This is a genomic window from Phocaeicola acetigenes (genome assembly GCF_027529745.1).
GTDB classification, from domain to species: Bacteria; Bacteroidota; Bacteroidia; order Bacteroidales; family Bacteroidaceae; genus Phocaeicola; species Phocaeicola acetigenes.
On record NZ_JAPZVM010000001.1, the window covers coordinates 200,951 to 217,788 of the forward strand.

General features: G+C 42.0%; 12 protein-coding genes and 3 tRNA genes. 6 read left to right on the forward strand and 9 right to left on the reverse strand.

All coding sequences use genetic code 11. The features are described 5' to 3' along the window. Nucleotides 1-178: 178 nt before the first annotated feature. From mnmE to O6P32_RS00885, 6 genes are all read right to left on the reverse strand, one after another. The gene (gene mnmE / locus O6P32_RS00860) at nt 179-1,636 is read right to left on the reverse strand and encodes a tRNA uridine-5-carboxymethylaminomethyl(34) synthesis GTPase MnmE (protein ID WP_269876336.1); all 1,458 of its coding nucleotides are present in this window, start codon (nt 1,634-1,636) and stop codon (nt 179-181) included. A 71-nt stretch (nt 1,637-1,707) separates the two neighbouring features. Further along, complete coding sequence (locus O6P32_RS00865) at nt 1,708-2,199, reverse strand: GAF domain-containing protein (RefSeq protein WP_178266414.1); 492 nt, start codon at nt 2,197-2,199, stop codon at nt 1,708-1,710. Nucleotides 2,200-2,270: 71 nt separating this feature from the next. Then, nucleotides 2,271-3,149 carry a nucleoside phosphorylase gene (locus tag O6P32_RS00870; RefSeq protein WP_269876337.1) on the reverse strand — a complete coding sequence of 293 codons (879 nt, stop codon included), beginning with the start codon at nt 3,147-3,149 and terminating at the stop codon, nt 2,271-2,273. Between the two features lie 46 nt (nt 3,150-3,195). Beyond that, nucleotides 3,196-4,197 (reverse strand): flotillin-like protein FloA, encoded by a 1,002-nt coding sequence (gene floA / locus O6P32_RS00875; protein ID WP_178266412.1) that lies wholly within the window; start codon nt 4,195-4,197, stop codon nt 3,196-3,198. Between the two features lie 24 nt (nt 4,198-4,221). Next, nucleotides 4,222-4,689 carry an NfeD family protein gene (locus O6P32_RS00880; protein ID WP_178266411.1) on the reverse strand — a complete coding sequence of 156 codons (468 nt, stop codon included), beginning with the start codon at nt 4,687-4,689 and terminating at the stop codon, nt 4,222-4,224. Between the two features lie 11 nt (nt 4,690-4,700). Continuing rightward, nucleotides 4,701-6,110 carry a tetratricopeptide repeat protein gene (locus O6P32_RS00885; protein WP_269876626.1) on the reverse strand — a complete coding sequence of 470 codons (1,410 nt, stop codon included), beginning with the start codon at nt 6,108-6,110 and terminating at the stop codon, nt 4,701-4,703. 85 nt (nt 6,111-6,195) lie between these two features. Between O6P32_RS00885 and O6P32_RS00890 the strand changes: the two genes are divergently transcribed. From O6P32_RS00890 to O6P32_RS00915, 6 genes are all read left to right on the forward strand, one after another. Then, the gene (locus O6P32_RS00890; RefSeq protein WP_340322084.1) at nt 6,196-6,939 is read left to right on the forward strand and encodes an ATP-binding protein; all 744 of its coding nucleotides are present in this window, start codon (nt 6,196-6,198) and stop codon (nt 6,937-6,939) included. Between the two features lie 24 nt (nt 6,940-6,963). Continuing rightward, nucleotides 6,964-7,332, forward strand: a complete 369-nt coding sequence (locus O6P32_RS00895) for a DMT family protein (protein WP_178266409.1) — start codon at nt 6,964-6,966, stop codon at nt 7,330-7,332. A gap of 148 nt (nt 7,333-7,480) precedes the next feature. After that, nucleotides 7,481-7,567: transfer RNA gene (locus O6P32_RS00900), tRNA-Ser, on the forward strand. A gap of 50 nt (nt 7,568-7,617) precedes the next feature. Continuing rightward, nucleotides 7,618-7,690 (forward strand) — tRNA-Glu (locus tag O6P32_RS00905). 4 nt (nt 7,691-7,694) lie between these two features. Then, nucleotides 7,695-7,781, forward strand: a tRNA-Ser gene (locus O6P32_RS00910). A 112-nt stretch (nt 7,782-7,893) separates the two neighbouring features. Then, nucleotides 7,894-9,027 carry an immunity 26/phosphotriesterase HocA family protein gene (locus O6P32_RS00915; protein WP_269876339.1) on the forward strand — a complete coding sequence of 378 codons (1,134 nt, stop codon included), beginning with the start codon at nt 7,894-7,896 and terminating at the stop codon, nt 9,025-9,027. A gap of 289 nt (nt 9,028-9,316) precedes the next feature. On the opposite strand, the gene O6P32_RS00920 is transcribed toward O6P32_RS00915, so the two are convergent. The 3 genes from O6P32_RS00920 to nifJ form a co-directional block, all read right to left on the reverse strand. Continuing rightward, a complete protein-coding gene (locus O6P32_RS00920) occupies nt 9,317-12,133 on the reverse strand; it encodes a M16 family metallopeptidase (protein WP_405371906.1) in 2,817 nt (938 codons plus the stop codon). Nucleotides 12,134-12,153: 20 nt separating this feature from the next. After that, entirely contained in the window at nt 12,154-13,101 is a 948-nt protein-coding gene (gene trxB / locus O6P32_RS00925) for a thioredoxin-disulfide reductase (RefSeq protein WP_178266468.1), read from the reverse strand. A 183-nt stretch (nt 13,102-13,284) separates the two neighbouring features. After that, nucleotides 13,285-16,836 (reverse strand): pyruvate:ferredoxin (flavodoxin) oxidoreductase, encoded by a 3,552-nt coding sequence (gene nifJ, locus O6P32_RS00930; protein ID WP_269876340.1) that lies wholly within the window; start codon nt 16,834-16,836, stop codon nt 13,285-13,287. Nucleotides 16,837-16,838 lie beyond the last annotated feature (2 nt).

The window sequence follows — 16,838 nt, forward strand, 5'->3', positions numbered from 1 at the left end:
GTCACTGTGATATTTGGGCAAACCGTGAATTGCTGTCACGGTAGAAATACGTATGAAAAATATGGATAAAAACCGTTACTTCCAAATACGGTCTGGAAAGTACACAAAAACAAAAGTCGCTGATATACAGCGACTTTGTTCTAAATGGTTATGATTGGTTACGGTTGTTTACAAGCCGTCATTTGCCGATGCAGAAATGCTTGAATATGTTTCCTAAAACTTCATCATTAGTGATTTCTCCACCTACAATTTCTGCAAGGTGAAAAAGACATTCACGAAGATCTTGTGATACAAGATCTCCAGAAAGTTGCATGGCCAGTCCGTCTTGTACCCGGTGAATAGCCTCTAGCGCACGGCTTAGCGCTTCGTAGTGACGAATATTGCTAACTACTACATCATTTTGTGACAGATCGGGTAAAGCCGCAAAGGTTACCAATTGTTTTTGGAGCGAAGACAGTCCTTCCTTTTGTTTGGCTGAGAGTGAAAGTACACAAGTATCCTCCGGCAGGTCGGGAAGAGTCGTTTTCAAACGGGCAATTTGCTCATCAGTCGATTTCGTATCCTCTGTTACCTTATTGAGAGAGTCTGTCGGCGAAAGTAGATCCACTTTGTTAAGCACAATGATCAAATTCTTGCCTTCACATCGTGGCAGAATTTTGTCGGCCAACTGGCGATATTGTTCTTCGGCACAGGTTGCGTCGATGACCCAGAGTACGATATCAGCCTGATCCAGTTTTTGGAAGCTCCGTTCGATACCTAAACTTTCGATAGTATCAGTTGTTTCACGGATACCGGCGGTATCAATAAAACGGAAGGTGATACCTCCAAGGTTCATGGTATCCTCAATGACATCGCGTGTGGTACCGTGAATATCGCTTACAATGGCACGTTCTTCATTTAAGAGAGCATTTAGCAAAGTGGATTTTCCTGCATTTGTTTCGCCAACGATGGCTACAGGCACTCCATTCTTAAGGGCATTACCTACGCTGAACGTATCTACCAAATGATGGATAACGTGTTCAATTTGGTGGGCGATGTTTTCCAATTCGGAACGATCGGCAAATTCCAGTTCTTCGTGGTCGCTGAAGTCGAGTTCCAACTCCATGAGGGAAGTTAGGTGAAGCAACTTGTCGCGCAATGTGGCTAATTCACGGCTGAATCCGCCACGCATTTGGTTCATGGCCATGCGATGGGTGGCAGCGGAGGTAGATGCAATGAGGTCGGCTACAGCTTCAGCCTGACTGAGGTCCATTTTGCCGTTTAGAAAGGCTCTCTGGGTATATTCACCTGGACCTGCTGCACGACATCCTTGTCGGATGAGAAGTTGCATCACTTGTTGGAGGATATAGCTCGAACCATGGCAGGAGATTTCTGTAGAGTCTTGTCCGGTGTAAGAATGAGGTGCTCGGAAAAGGCTGACCAATACTTCATCGATAATTTCTCCTTCTGGCGTAAGTATATGACCGAAAGTAAGGGTATAAGGTGCCCGTTCAGTCAGTGGTTTTCCGGAAACGGGTTTAAAGATGCGGTCCGTAATGGTGATAGCTTCTGGACCTGATACGCGGATAGTGCCAATAGCTCCGCCCTGAGCGGTAGCAATGGCACAGATAGTATCTTCTGTTTGTAATATATTCACGTGTGTATATGTTTTTTTATCCTTGCAAAGATACAGTTTTCGGGTTACATCCGGAAATGGAGTTAATATATTTATGCGTGAGAATAGAGGGTTTTTACCAGCAGAGCAACTACTTTTTCGAGATATTCACGATCGGTCTCGTCGAATGTGGCCAATTGGTCACTATCAATATCAAGTACTCCTCGTACTTCTCCTGCGGCTATCATTGGTACGACGATTTCGGAACGGGAAAGAGAACTGCAAGCGATGTGACCGGGAAACTGATCTACGTCGGGTACAAGTTGAGTACAAGCTTCAGCCCAGGCAGTGCCGCATACTCCACGTCCTTTCTTGATACGATAGCAGGCCACACTGCCTTGGAATGGGCCGAGATGGAGTTCATCTTCGTGGACGAGGTAGAAGCCTATCCAGAAGAATCCGAAGGCTTCTTTTAGCGCTGCACAAGTATTGGCCAACACGCTGATTTCATTTTTTTCGCCTTCAATCAGGGGAGCGAATTGTTCAAGGAACTGAGCGTATCGCTGACGCTTATCGGTAAGGTTAGATTTAAAACTTGCTTCCATATGAGTGAGTTTTCAGACATAAAAACAGGTTCTCCTCAAAGAGGAGAACCTGTTGATTTATAATAATTTTGTTAGATTCTTTCAAGTACGACTTTAATCAAATCGTCAATTTTGTTCTTGTATCCAGTATTGGCTTCTTTGGCTACTCGGTTCGCGATGACCATGCACACGGTAGTAGCTTTATGGCCTTGCAAACGTGCCAGTCCGGCCAATGCAGAACTTTCCATTTCGAAGTTGGTGATGCGATATCCTTGATACTCAAAACTCTCAATTTTTTCATTCTGATGTGGGTCAGCCAAAGGAATACGAAGCTGACGTCCCTGTGGGCCAAAGAAACCGCCGCAAGCTACTGTTACGCCGCGTACCATGTCTGTGCCGGCGATTCGATCTACTAGTTCTTCGTTGGCGTGAATTACATAAGGAGCCGGTGCACAAAGGTTACCTGTCCATCCTAAATGGTTGAGTAGGGCACGTTCCATAGGCAAGTCGCATACAGCATTGCGTCCTTCGTAGAAATTCAGAAGCCCGTCGAATCCCACGGAAATAGCAGAACATATATAGGTTCCTACTGGTGTATAGGGTTGTAGACCTCCACAGGTGCCGATGCGTACAACTTCCAACTGGCGAAAAGTCTCATTTTCTTCACGAGTTTGGAAATTAATATTGGCCAGTGCATCGAGTTCATTCATTACGATGTCCACGTTATCGCATCCGATACCGGTAGAAGTTACCGTGATGCGTTTACCTTGATAGGTACCGGTTACTGTACGGAATTCACGGCTTTCTATTTCGCATTCTTTAGTATCAAAATGAGAGGCTACAAGCGCTACACGTCCTGGGTCGCCTACCAAAATGACTTTATCTGCCAAATGTTCTGGTTTTACGTGAAGGTGGAATACCGAACCGTCCTCATTGATGATCAGTTCTGAAGGGGGAAAATACTTTTTCATACGCATTCGTTTTTAATTAGCAAGTTAAATGCTAGTTTCTGTCTCTTTATTTACCGATAGGTTCATGTCCGGCTGGATGCACATCGGGGCGAGCAATACTGGTTCGCATATCGGTATCGGCTTGAATGTTTTTCATTCGATAGTAGTCCATAATACCAAGATTGCCAGTTCGGAAAGCTTCGGCCATGGCTTTAGGTACTTCAGCTTCGGCTTGAATCACGTTAGCACGTGCTTCTTCTGCTTTGGCTTTCATTTCCTGCTCCAAAGCAACGGCCATCGCACGGCGTTCCTCTGCTTTAGCTTGGGCGATGTTCTTGTCAGCGTTAGCCTGGTCTATCTGCAAAGAAGCTCCGATATTGCGGCCTATATCGATATCGGCAATGTCAATGGAAAGAATTTCAAAGGCAGTACCAGCATCCAGTCCTTTACGCAAGACGAGTTTAGAGATGGAGTCTGGGTTTTCGAGTACTGACTTGTGATTTTCGGAAGAACCGATGGAGGAAACGATACCTTCACCTACACGTGCCAATACAGTATCTTCACCGGCACCGCCTACCAACTGGCGTATGTTGGCTCGTACAGTCACACGAGCTTTAGCTATCAACTGGATACCATCTTTTGCTACAGCGGTTACAGGAGGAGTGTCGATGACTTTCGGGTTGACCGACATCTGTACGGCTTCGAACACATCACGTCCTGCCAAATCGATTCCGGTAGCCATTTGGAAAGACAAGTCGATGTTAGCCTTTGATGCCGACACCAATGCATGTACAACTTTTTCTACATGTCCTCCTGCCATATAATGTGCTTCCAGTTCATCACGGGTGATGTTACTAAGTCCTGCTTTATGCGCTTCTATCATAGCAGGTACAATGACGTAAGGTGGTACATTACGGATACGCATCAAAAAAAGTTGTACCAGTGAAATACGTACTCCTGAAACTTTGGCAGATAACCAAAGGAAAAAGGGAACGTAATGGAAAAATATAGCCAACAGAATAACTCCACCACCGGCTAAAATAAACGGAAGATAGTTAGGGTCAATCATAGTTTACCTTGATTTAAGTAAATATTATTGAATAGATTGTACGTAAATGGTATTAGGAGTAATCCGGCATACTTTTATAGGAGTTTTCTCATCAATAAACCCGTCTGCTGATTGTACTTCAAGAATATGCCCGTTAATTTCAGCATTTCCTATTAAGGTCAGTCTGGTTATAGTTGTTCCGATATCTCCTACATGTATGTCAACTCCTTTTAACGGGTTAGGCTTATAGTCCAAGGTCTGTTTCAAAGCAAGTTTATCTACCGTCTTACCCTTCATAAACCAAATGGTAATTCCGGTTATTCCTATTATAGTAATACCTATAGTTATAATACCAGCTTGTGTTCCTAAACTGTCGAAAGCATAATAAATGGCATACAATAAACTGCACGCTGAAGCAATTCCAGCGACACTGATACCCGGAATCAGGAATACTTCGATAATGAAAAGTATCAGTCCGGCTATGATAAGCATGCTAATAATTAATACTTCCATAATTATTGTTGTTAATTTTTACTCTTTAATTCTAGATTTCGAATAGAAACAGAAAGACTTTTTACTTCTTTACGCAATTCTTCTATTCGTTTTTCTTGATCTAATATCTGTGGAGCAAGATTAATTTTCTTGCTTTCATTGCCTTCATGATATTCTTTTCTTAATTCAAGCAGGCTTGCTTCCAATGCCTCCAAATCTTTCTGCTTTTGCTGTAAGAAACGGAACTGTTTGCCGGCTTCTTTGGATACGAAATCAGATGGGTTGTGATAAATGGTATTATCATTTACAATGAAGGTAAAGTTTGCTTCTTTTTGGGATTGATTACTACCATATAAAACCTTAGCTAAACTCTGTCGTCCTGTTCTTAGTTTATCCTCATTGTTCCATGTATCTTTAATACTTTTCAAGGTAGCTGCATTTATTATTTTCGGAAGATCTGTCGTTTCATAATCATATACAGTTTTGGATGCATTAGGCACAAAAACATACACGCATACTTTTCCTTCCGGCTGGTATCTGTCGGAAGCGAACCATCCTAAGCCATTGAAATCATCCAATGCATACATATAATCGTTATAGGGTGAGTTGAAAGGCATTCCAATGTTGTCAGCTTTTAGATAAGTATTGTCTTCAGAATCGTAACGGGTTACAAAAATGTCGTATCCTCCCATGCTTTCTTCACCTTCTGCGGCATAATATAGTGTAATGCCATCTGCAGCCATAAACGGATAGTTCAACAGTCTGCTATTTTCATTTAAAGACTGTAAAGGTTCCGGGGCACTCCATTGGTTGATCATTTGTATTTGTGAAGCAAGATATGTTTCTCCGTCATTATTCGTTTGAGTCACAATTTTTTTGTCTCCCATCTCATTTGTAAAGCAAGTACCGTTCCCATCTGCATTCATGGATATTTCTCCAGATTCTTTACTTAGTCTGTAGGCCGAAAGCAGATTTTGTTTATCTACTACAAAACTATCCACTATTACTACATTTTCAGTACCTCGGAGCATGCGTGCAGCTTTTCTGCAACGTTCCAATTCTTTTTCCGCATCGGTTGTGTCTCTTTTTTTCTGTTCAAGCCAATAGATATGATTTTCTATGTTCTCGATTGCATCATCAAAACGATATAAATCATAATATAGCTTTCCTAAATAAAGGTATGCATTGATTACTTTTCTTTCTGCACTCTTTTCCAGATAAGGTTGGGCTTCTGCTTTTTCTCCTGTTTCGTAGCAACAGGCTCCATACCAAAAACTATAGCTGGCATTCGAGGGCGACTGTTTTACAAGTTTTTTGAATACTGGTTTAGCTTCAGCAAATTTTCCTTCGAGAAACCAACTTTTTGCTTGAGATAATGTTTGAGAGTAAGCGCTTCCTATTGAGCTTAAAATAAAGAAAGTCAGTATATATTTCTTTTTCATCATTTTCGTGCTGTTATTTAATAAATTCAAAAATACAAATATTCTTCTAAAATTCGTATTTTTGCAACCATTTTTTATGTGATATATGGAAAAAAGAATCATGGAAGAAAAGTTGATGCGTCGCATTCAGAAATGTTTCAATAAAGGAGTCGTTCAATACGGATTGATAGAAGATGGAGATAAAATTCTGGTCGGTTTATCGGGAGGAAAAGACTCGCTTGCCTTATTGGAGTTACTTGCCTTGCGTTCCCGGATTTACAAGCCCAAATTCTCGGTTGTAGCGGCTCATGTAGTAATGAAAAATATATCTTACGAATCGGATATGGACTATTTACGTTCTTATGCAGAGTCGTTGGGAGTACCTTTCATCTGTTATGAGACTTCTTTCGATCCTTCTACCGATACGCGCAAGTCTCCTTGTTTCCTTTGTTCATGGAACAGAAGAAAAGCCTTGTTTACAGTCGCAAAAGAGCAGGGGTGTAATAAAATAGCATTAGGACATCATATGGATGATATATTGGAAACACTATTGATGAATATGACTTTTCAAGGTGCATTCAGTACGATGCCTCCTAAACTGGTGATGCGGAAGTTTGATATGACCATTATCCGCCCGATGTGTCTGGTGCATGAAGCCGACCTTCTGCAGATGGCAGCATATAGAGGATATAAAAAACAAATCAAGAATTGTCCATACGAAAAAGACTCTAATAGATCGAGCATTAAGGAAGTTTTTCACACATTGGAGAAACTGAATCCGGAAGCCCGTTACAGTTTGTGGGGAAGTATGAGTAATATACAGTCGGATTTATTGCCGGAAGAAAAATAATCTTATTATAATATTATATTTGACATGAAAATTTTATACACAATCTTATTGCTTGTCATATCGAATATCTTTATGACATTTGCGTGGTATGGACATTTAAAGCTGCAAGAAATGAAAGTGATTTCAAACTGGCCGCTTTATGCTGTAATCTTATTTTCCTGGAGTATTGCTTTGGCAGAGTATGCTTGCCAGATACCGGCCAATCGAATAGGGTTTGTAGGAAACGGTGGCCCTTTTTCTTTAATGCAGCTCAAAGTAATTCAGGAAGTCATTACACTGGTTATTTTTACAGTGTTTACTACCGTATTTTTTAAAGGAGAAGCTTTGCATTGGAATCATCTGGCAGCATTCGTTTGTTTGATTATGGCGGTTTATTTTGTTTTCATGAAATAATTTTTCTTAATCGATTTAAAATCAGACAACTATTCTAAGAGGGATTTTAAGGCGATAAAAAAAGTGTTGCAAAAGTTTGCACAAGTCAAAAAGTCCCTCTATATTTGCACCGCATTTGAGAGCAATGCACTACTAAAACAGAAAGATTGGAAGTTTGGGTGAGTGGCTGAAACCAACAGTTTGCTAAACTGTCGTACGGGTAACCGTACCGGGGGTTCGAATCCCCCAGCTTCCGCTTTTCTGAAATGCCTTGACGAGCCTAACGACTTGTTTAGACAGACGAATGGCGCTTTCGTCTAGTGGCCTAGGACGCGGCCCTCTCACGGCTGAAACACGGGTTCGATTCCCGTATGCGCTACTTTGGAAGTTTGGGTGAGTGGCTGAAACCAACAGTTTGCTAAACTGTCGTACGGGTAACCGTACCGGGGGTTCGAATCCCCCAGCTTCCGCTGAAGTGGAAAATCGAAACTTTAAAAGGTTCTGCAATTTGTTATTGCAGAACCTTTCTTATTTTATTCAATTCTGTTTAAATTTGGAATTCTTTACTAATCTTTTAAGCGTATGAAAGAACTTGTTTCAAATACCCGGATTCCTTTTGAATTGACCAACGAACAGCGCAGATACTTAGGATTACTTCCTGTAAAGGATACATGGAACTTAGTCTGTATTGCTGGAAAATATTTGTATTTTGACGGAGATATTATCCGTAAGGAAATACAGAGTGATGAAATGGGAAACTATTATGAGACGGAATTGTGTGAATATACTACCCAAAATCGTACGCTTTTATTACCCAAGACAAAGCGAGGAAAACTGAAACCATTGACAGCCTCTGCCTTGTCTTTTCGCCCACAAGGATGTTATTTCCATTTTGATCTAGGTTGTGTAATGATAGGGAATAATTTCACACGTACAGAGTATTATGTGGAACGCAGGGCTAATTTCTGCTCATTGCACGAGTGGCTTGATAAATGGATGACAGAGTCTACAGAAGAAGACTTGAAAGATATAGAGTGTTTCAGACAGGCTGAACGTCTGCATGTGAAATACCGGGAAGGAGATTTTTTCACCTTTAAAGTAGGGAGAAGGAAATGGGGATTCGGACGTATTGTGATGAATGTAGATGCTTATCGTAAAACAGAAATGTATGCTCGTCAGAATAATTACGGATTGAAAGAATTAATGGGAAAGCCATTGTACATCATGGTTTATCGGAAGTTGGCCGATATTCCTTATGCAGATTTAAAGGAGTTGGAAGTATGTGCAGTTTCTCATGTGCAGCCCATTATGGATAATTGTTTTTACTATGGGGAATATAAAATTATAGGGAATAAACCGGTTTCTCCTGAAGAGTGGGAGCCTGTAATAACTTACGGGAGAAGTCTGATGGATAGAAAGACTGTATTCTTACAGTATGGATTGATTTACAAGGAAACAAGTGACCGGTTATTTAATAAGTTTCTGATAGGAGAGGATGGCCGAGATAATCCATATTGTAAGATAGGTATAGGTTGGGAAATTTACAATATTTCTGATTTAGAAAAAGAAGAAAAAGAGAGTGCGGAATGCTATGTTTTTAGTCCGTTAAGTGATCCGAAGAATAAAAAGATTAAAAGGGAGATTTTTTCATTTTTCGGGCTGGATGCTGATAAGACTTATGCTGAAAACTTGAAGAGAGAACAGAAAAAAGAATGATTTGTGCTTATAAAGTCTGCCTATAGAGAGATAGAAGAAAATGATTGTAACTTATGTATGATAAAACAATGCTTCTGTGAGTGAACTTTTATATTGAAGTGCTTTATTCGACGACGTTGAATGTACAGCCGGCGTCGTTGGTTTTGTATCCGACATCGGTGAATATATGTCCAACGTCGCCGATTGTACACCAGAAAAAGCAAGGTGTACAACTGATACAAATAAAAAATAAGGAAGACAACCTTTCACGCAGGTTGTCTTCCTTGTTTTATTGGAACAATAAAGATTATCAGTTTGTATCACCGGAAGTCATGCTGACTTCAATACGGTTGTTCTGACTGAAGAATGCTTTTGCAAATGCCTGCAAGTCTGCCCCTGTAATATTGTTTACAAGTTCCTTATATCCGGCAGCACGGTCAAGATTTTCCCAATAGAAAGAATAGAGCAGATTCATCCAATATCCGTTTTCTTTCTGGTTGGATTCAAAATTTTTCAGCATATATTCTTTCACTTTTTTCAGGTTGTCTGCATCCGGACCATTGGCTATAAACTCAGAGATACCTTTGTCTATCAGCTTGGTCATTTCTGCACGTTTTTCCGGGTCGGTATCGAAGTAAACTTGCAAAGTAGCTTCTTCTTTTGGATATTTTCCAATGTTTCCGGAAACTCCTACGCCGTATGATCCTCCTTCTTCTTCGCGTACGGTTTCTGTATACTTCATTGTAAGCAATTGAGAAAGCATACTCATTTGGATGAGGTTCTTTAATGTATACGGACATTCTCCGCTGTTGAACAGGAATACGGTAGCTTTTTCTGTCTGTAATTCTTTGTGGAAGACATTACGAGACTGACCTTTGCGTATTTCCACTACATTGCGGAAATCTTCTTTTCTGTTGATAGATGGCAGTCCGCCTAAGTATTTTTCTATAAGAGGAAGGGCTGTTGCCTGATCTATGTTACCTATCAGGATGAAAGTAAAGTCGCTTGCATCCTTAAAGCGGTTCTTATAGAGTTCTATTACTTTTGCGTAATCAATTTGGTCTATCATGTGAGCTTTGATGCGCAATGCATAGGGATTGTTTCCGTAGATTTCTTTGGAAATAGTATCGCTTAGAGCTACGCTTGGATCTGCTTCCATGTTGGCCAATTGTGACTTCATACGTGATTTATACGATTCGAAGGCAGGCTGGTCCATACGCGGAGCGGTAAATGTAAGGTAGGTAAGCTGTAACATAGTTTCCAAATCCTTTGGAGAGCATCCGCCTTTTACAGTTTCCGACAGGGTATTGACTGATGTAGAGATAGAAGCCATCTTACCGGCAAGTACCTTCTGCAAGTCGGTCAGACTGAAGTTGCCCAGTCCTCCTAATGCCACTACCTGGTTCAATACATTGAACTGGATAGAATCTTTACTGTCGAAAAGAGAACTTCCTCCTTTGCTGAATCCCTGCATTCTGATTTCATCAGCTTTGAAGTCGGTTGGTTTTAAAATAACACGTACTCCGTTGCTCAAAGTCAGTACAGTAGAACCAAAGGCACCCTGTTCTGTTTTCACAACTTTACCACCGGCCGGAATCTCTTTCATCAGAGGTTCGTTGGAAACTTTGTCTACATATGCTTCCAGTTTCTCTGCTTTTACATCGTCCAGCACTTTTTTGATGTCTGCTTCAGTAGGAAGTTTCATTTCCGGTTTGTCCGGACAGAATAGAGTGACTACTACATTGCTATCACTAACCAACCCTTGGAGGGTAGCGTTGATTTGTTCTACTGTAATGGCTGGTATAATGCCTTGCGACAAAATATTGTATTCATCCTCTACGCTGGGAATTGGCTCTCCGTTGATGAAGTTTGATACGTATTGCTGTACAAACTGGCTGTTCTTCATCTTGCTTCTTTCGTTGTAAGCCGATTCCAAAGCACTCAGATAGTCAGCTTTTGCACGGGCATATTCTGTAGAGGTGAAGCCGAAGCGTCGTGCGCGTTCAATTTCTCTCATTAAAGTAGCCAATGCAGTTTCTATACCATCGTCTTTGCTGACAGCCACTCCTGTGAAAGCGTGTTTTGTCTTGGCCAGAATAAATTCTCCATCGCCTACACCGGCTCCGATAAAAGGAGGGTTGGCTTTTTGAGTAAGTTCTGAAAGACGGGTATTCAGCATACTTTCAATCATTGAAGTGGTATAATTGTATGCCAGATATCCCATTGTTTTTTTCATTTCGGCAGGAACAGGTTCATGCTTATGGTATACATATATTTGTGTAACTTGCTGTTCCTTGTCTTTTGCAATGGAAATGATGGGCTCTTTGTTGTCGGATACAGGATAATACACGCGTTCTGCAGCATTAGCCGGCATCTTGATAGGAGAGAAAAGTTTTTTTATTTTCTCTTCAATCTGGTCGACATCAATATCACCTACAACAATGATTCCCTGCTGGTCCGGACGATACCATTTTTCATAATAGTCTCTTAAATCCTGATAAGGGAAGTTGTCTATTACTTCCATTGTACCAATGGGCAGTCTGTGTGCGTATTTGCTTCCGGAAAAGATTAATGGGAACGTGGTTTCGAACATACGCATTTGGGCTCCCATACTGGTACGCCATTCCTCGTGTATTACTCCACGTTCTTTATCTATTTCCTTGGGGTCTAAAGTCAGATCGTCTGCCCAGTCATGAAGAATCAGCAAGCAGGAATCTATAATACCATCACGAATGACAGGTACATTCGAGATATTGTATACTGTTTCGTCTACGGCTGTATAGGCATTAAGATTTACACCAAACTTTACACCAATTGATTCCAGATATTCTCTTAATGAGTTTCCCGGGAAGTGCTTGGTTCCGTTGAAACACATATGTTCCAGAAAGTGAGCCAATCCTCTCTGGTTGTCTTCTTCAAGGATAGAGCCTACTTTTTGTGCAATATAAAATTCTGCTTGCTTTTCAGGCCGTTCGTTGTGTCGGATATAGTATGTAAGTCCGTTATCCAATTTACCAATGCGTACACTGGGGTCGGTGGGGATAGGAGGCATTTGTTGGGCATGAGTATTGACCATTCCTCCTAAAACAACGACAATGGCGCATGTCTTTTTAAAAAGATTCTTCATAGCTGTTTTATTTATAGGTTTTATAGTAGTCCGTTCGCTGAAAGATAGCGTTCGGCTTCAATAGCTGCTTTACATCCGCTGCCAGCTGCTGTAATTGCCTGGCGGTAGTGTGGGTCGGCTACATCACCGGCTGCGAAAACACCAGGAACTCCTGTGCGTGGAGAACTTCCTTCTGTGATGATATAACCTACTTCGTCTGTCTGAACCCATGGTTTGAAGATTGCTGAGTTAGGCTGATGACCGATAGCCAGGAAGAATCCGTCGATTGCTACATCATAACGTTCTTCATCTGCTTCTCCCATACGTTTTACTACGTGCATACCTTCTACACCGTTGTCTCCGTAAAGACCTACTGCGTTGTGTTCGAACAGAACAGTGATGTTAGGATGGTTCAAGACACGCTCCTGCATAATCTTAGAGGCACGGAGGTATGGCTTGCGGACTACAAGGTATACTTTACTTGCCAATCCTGCCAGATAAATAGCTTCTTCGCAGGCTGTATCACCACCACCTACTACTGCTACGGTTTTCTTGCGGTAGAAGAATCCGTCGCAAGTGGCGCATGCACTTACACCCATTCCGGCATATTTCTTTTCGTCTTCCAAGCCTAAGTATTTTGCAGTAGCTCCTGTTGAGATGATTACAGTATCGGCAGTGATTTCTTTTTCATCGTCGATAATGAACTTATAAGGAGCCTGGCTAAGGTCTGCTTTGGTAATAATACCCTGACGGATATCTGCTCCGAAGCGTTCTGCCTGTTTGCGCAAATCGTCCATCAAAACCGGACCTGTTACTCCTTCAGGATAACCGGGAAAGTTTTCTACTTCTGTGGTGATAGTAAGCTGTCCACCCGGTTGTATTCCCTCATAAAGTACAGGAGAAATGTTTGCGCGGCTTGTATAAATTGCTGCTGTATATCCTGCAGGTCCTGATCCAATGATCAGACATTTTACGTGTTCTGTTGTCATAGTGTTATTGTTTTTATATTAATATGTTTAAATTATAAGACAAAGATAGTTTTTTTTTCTAATTATAGAAAGTAACAAAATAAGAAAAGGAAAAGTCTGGAGACTGGGACGGTATAAACAGATAAAAAAATAAGGAGTCCTACATATAGGACTCCTTATCAGATGTATTATGAAAGAATAATATTATTCTTCATTGCTCCAGTCCATGGCAGCCATACGCTTGTAAGAAGCGTAACGTTTTTTAGCCATGTCTTCGCAAGCAGCGAACAAGTCAGCAGCTTCTGTAGGATACTGTTTCATAACAGATGCGAAGCGAACTTCACCCTTCAGGTAATCCTGGAAGCCTTCCCAGTTCGGTTCTTTAGAATCGAGTGAGAACGGATTCTTACCTTCTTCTTCCAAAGCCGGGTTGAAGCGCCACAAGTGCCAGTAACCACATTCTACAGCCTTAGCTTCTTCTGCCTGAGATTTACCCATACCAGCTTTCAAACCGTGGTTGATACATGGAGCGTATGCGATAACCAATGATGGACCTGGATAAGCTTCTGCTTCGCGGATAGCTTTCAAAGTCTGAGCCTGGTCTGCACCCATTGCAATCTGAGCTACGTATACATAACCGTAAGTAGTAGCAATCATACCCAAGTCTTTCTTACGTACACGTTTACCAGAAGCAGCAAATTTAGCGATAGCACCCAGAGGAGTAGCCTTAGATGACTGACCACCAGTGTTAGAGTAAACTTCAGTATCCAATACCAAGATGTTTACATCTTCACCAGAAGCGATAACGTGATCCAAACCACCGTAACCGATATCGTAAGAAGCACCGTCACCACCGATAATCCACTGTGAACGTTTTACCAGATAGTCTTTAAATTCAGCGATAGTAGCGCAGTAAGAGCATTTGTCTTTTGCAGCTTCTACCATTGGGATGATCTTTTCAGCAGCAGCTTTGCTCTTGTCTGCATCGTTGCGACCATCAATCCATTCCTGGAATGCTTCTTTGTATTCTGCTGGAGTACCTTCTGCAGCGATAGCAGCTTTCATGGCTTCTTCCAGACGGTTGCGCAGTTTCTTGTTAGCCAATTCCATACCCAAACCGAATTCGCAGAAGTCTTCGAACAATGAGTTAGCCCAAGCAGGACCCTGACCTTTTTCGTTTGTTGTGTAAGGAGTTGAAGGAACTGAACCAGAGTAGATAGAAGAACATCCGGTAGCGTTAGCAACCATTTCACGGTCACCGAACAACTGAGAAATCAGTTTAACGTATGGAGTTTCACCACAACCAGAGCAAGCTCCAGAGAACTCAAACAATGGCTGAGCGAACTGAGAGTTCTTCACGTTAGCCTTGATGTCTACCAAGTGCTGTTTAGACTTCACGTTTTCAGCGCAGTAAGTCCAGTTAGCAGCTTCAGCCAACTGAGTTTCAAGCGGCTTCATAGTCAAAGCCTTGCCACCCTTCTTCGGGTTGCCCGGACATACGTCAGCACAGTTACCGCAACCCAAGCAGTCCATAACGTCTACCTGTACGCGGAATGTCATACCGTCAAACTGTTTACCAACAGCTTTCAGTGTTGTGAAGTTTGCACCAGCCTGTTCGTTAGCATCCAATACGAATGGACGGATAGCAGCGTGAGGACAAACGTATGCACACTTGTTACACTGGATACAAGTTTCAGGATTCCATTCTGGAACGAATGCAGCTACACCACGTTTTTCGTATTTAGCTGTACCCTGATACCAAGTACCGTCTTCGATACCCTTGAATGCAGATACTGGCAACAAGTCACCGTCCTGAGCGTTGATAGGACGAACTACTTCGTTGATGAATGCTGGATCGTTGTTTGCAGCAGCTGCTTCAACTTCCAGGTTAGCCCATGCTGGATCTACAGTCAATTGTTTGTATTCACCACCGCGGTCTACAGCAGCATAGTTCTTGTTGACTACGTCTTCACCCTTCTTACCGTAAGACTTCACGATGAATTTCTTCATCTGTTCTACAGCCAAATCAACAGGAATTACACCTGTGATACGGAAGAATGCAGACTGCAGGATAGTGTTGGTACGGTTACCCAAACCAATTTCCTGAGCAATCTTAGTTGCATTGATATAGTAAACAGTGATGTTGTTTTCTGCGAAATATTTCTTAACCTTGTTTGGCAAGTTCTTAGCCAGTTCTTCACCTTCCCAGATAGTATTCAACAGGAAAGTACCGTTCTTACGCAAACCACGAGTTACATCGTACATGTGCAGATAAGCCTGTACGTGGCAAGCTACGAAGTTCGGAGTGTTTACCAAGTAAGTTGAACGGATAGGATGATCACCGAAACGCAAGTGAGAGCAAGTGAAACCACCTGATTTCTTAGAGTCGTATGCGAAGTAAGCCTGGCAGTATTTATCAGTGTTGTCACCGATGATCTTGACAGAGTTCTTGTTTGCACCTACAGTACCGTCAGCACCCAAACCGTAGAATTTAGCTTCGAACATACCTTCGCCACCCAAAGCGATTTCTTCTTTCTGAGGCAGTGAAGTGAATGTTACATCATCCACAATACCTACAGTGAAGTGATCTTTCGGCATTGGTAATGCCAAGTTTTCAAATACAGAAAGGATCTGAGCCGGAGTTGTGTCTTTTGAACCCAATCCGTAACGTCCGCCTACGATAACCGGAGCATTTTCCTGTCCGTAGAAACATTCTTTTACATCGAGGAACAAAGGTTCACCTGTTGCTCCCGGTTCTTTAGTACGGTCAAGAACTGCGATACGTTTAACAGTCTTAGGAACAGCAGCCAAGAAGTGTTTAGCTGAGAACGGACGATACAAGTGTACAGATACCAAACCGACTTTTTCGCCGTTTGCTACCAAGTGGTCGATAGCTTCGCGAGCAGCTTCAGTTACAGAACCCATAGCGATGATTACGCGTTCAGCGTCTTCAGCACCATAGTAGTTGAACAAGCCGTAGTTACGTCCTGTAATCTTGTTGATTTCGTTCATATATTCTTCTACGATAGCAGGAACTGCATCATAGAAAGGATTGCAAGATTCTCTGTGCTGGAAGAAGTGATCCGGGTTTTCTGCCATACCACGTGCTACCGGTTTGTTAGGACTCAATGCACGTTCACGGAATTCAGCCAAAGCTTTCTGGTCTACCAGCGGAGCCAAGTCTTCATTTTCCAACATTTCGATCTTCTGGATTTCGTGAGAAGTACGGAAACCATCGAAGAAGTTGATAAATGGAACGCGTGATTTGATAGTAGACAAGTGTGCTACACCAGCCAAATCCATAACTTCCTGTACAGAACCTTCGCACAACATAGCGAAACCTGTCTGACGTGCAGACATAACGTCCTGATGGTCGCCGAAGATACACAAAGCATGAGAAGCCAGTGTACGAGCTGATACATGGAATACACAAGGCAAGAATTCACCTGCAATCTTGTACATGTTAGGGATCATCAGCAACAATCCCTGAGAAGCAGTATAAGTAGTTGTCAATGCACCAGCCTGAAGAGAACCGTGTACTGCACCGGCAGCACCACCTTCAGATTGCATTTCCTGAACCAAAACAGTTTCGCCGAAGATGTTCTTACGGCCTGCAGCAGCCCATTCGTCTACATATTCAGCCATTGTAGAAGATGGGGTGATAGGATAGATAGCTGCAACTTCTGAGAACATATATGAAATATGTGCTGCAGCTTGGTTACCATCACAAGTGATGAATTTTTTTTGTTTAGTCATAC

Excerpts from the sequence above, each read along its gene's own strand:
- O6P32_RS00865 (WP_178266414.1), bottom strand. The coding sequence starts at position 2,199 with ATGGAAGCAAGTTTTAAATCTAACCTTACCGATAAGCGTCAGCGATAC.
- O6P32_RS00870 (WP_269876337.1), bottom strand. The coding sequence starts at position 3,149 with ATGAAAAAGTATTTTCCCCCTTCAGAACTGATCATCAATGAGGACGGT.
- floA (WP_178266412.1), bottom strand. The coding sequence starts at position 4,197 with ATGATTGACCCTAACTATCTTCCGTTTATTTTAGCCGGTGGTGGAGTT.
- O6P32_RS00880 (WP_178266411.1), bottom strand. The coding sequence starts at position 4,689 with ATGGAAGTATTAATTATTAGCATGCTTATCATAGCCGGACTGATACTT.
- O6P32_RS00885 (WP_269876626.1), bottom strand. The coding sequence starts at position 6,110 with ATGAAAAAGAAATATATACTGACTTTCTTTATTTTAAGCTCAATAGGA.
- O6P32_RS00890 (WP_340322084.1), top strand. The coding sequence starts at position 6,196 with ATGGAAAAAAGAATCATGGAAGAAAAGTTGATGCGTCGCATTCAGAAA.
- O6P32_RS00895 (WP_178266409.1), top strand. The coding sequence starts at position 6,964 with ATGAAAATTTTATACACAATCTTATTGCTTGTCATATCGAATATCTTT.
- O6P32_RS00915 (WP_269876339.1), top strand. The coding sequence starts at position 7,894 with ATGAAAGAACTTGTTTCAAATACCCGGATTCCTTTTGAATTGACCAAC.
- O6P32_RS00920 (WP_405371906.1), bottom strand. The coding sequence starts at position 12,133 with ATGAAGAATCTTTTTAAAAAGACATGCGCCATTGTCGTTGTTTTAGGA.
- trxB (WP_178266468.1), bottom strand. The coding sequence starts at position 13,101 with ATGACAACAGAACACGTAAAATGTCTGATCATTGGATCAGGACCTGCA.
- nifJ (WP_269876340.1), bottom strand. The coding sequence starts at position 16,836 with ATGACTAAACAAAAAAAATTCATCACTTGTGATGGTAACCAAGCTGCA.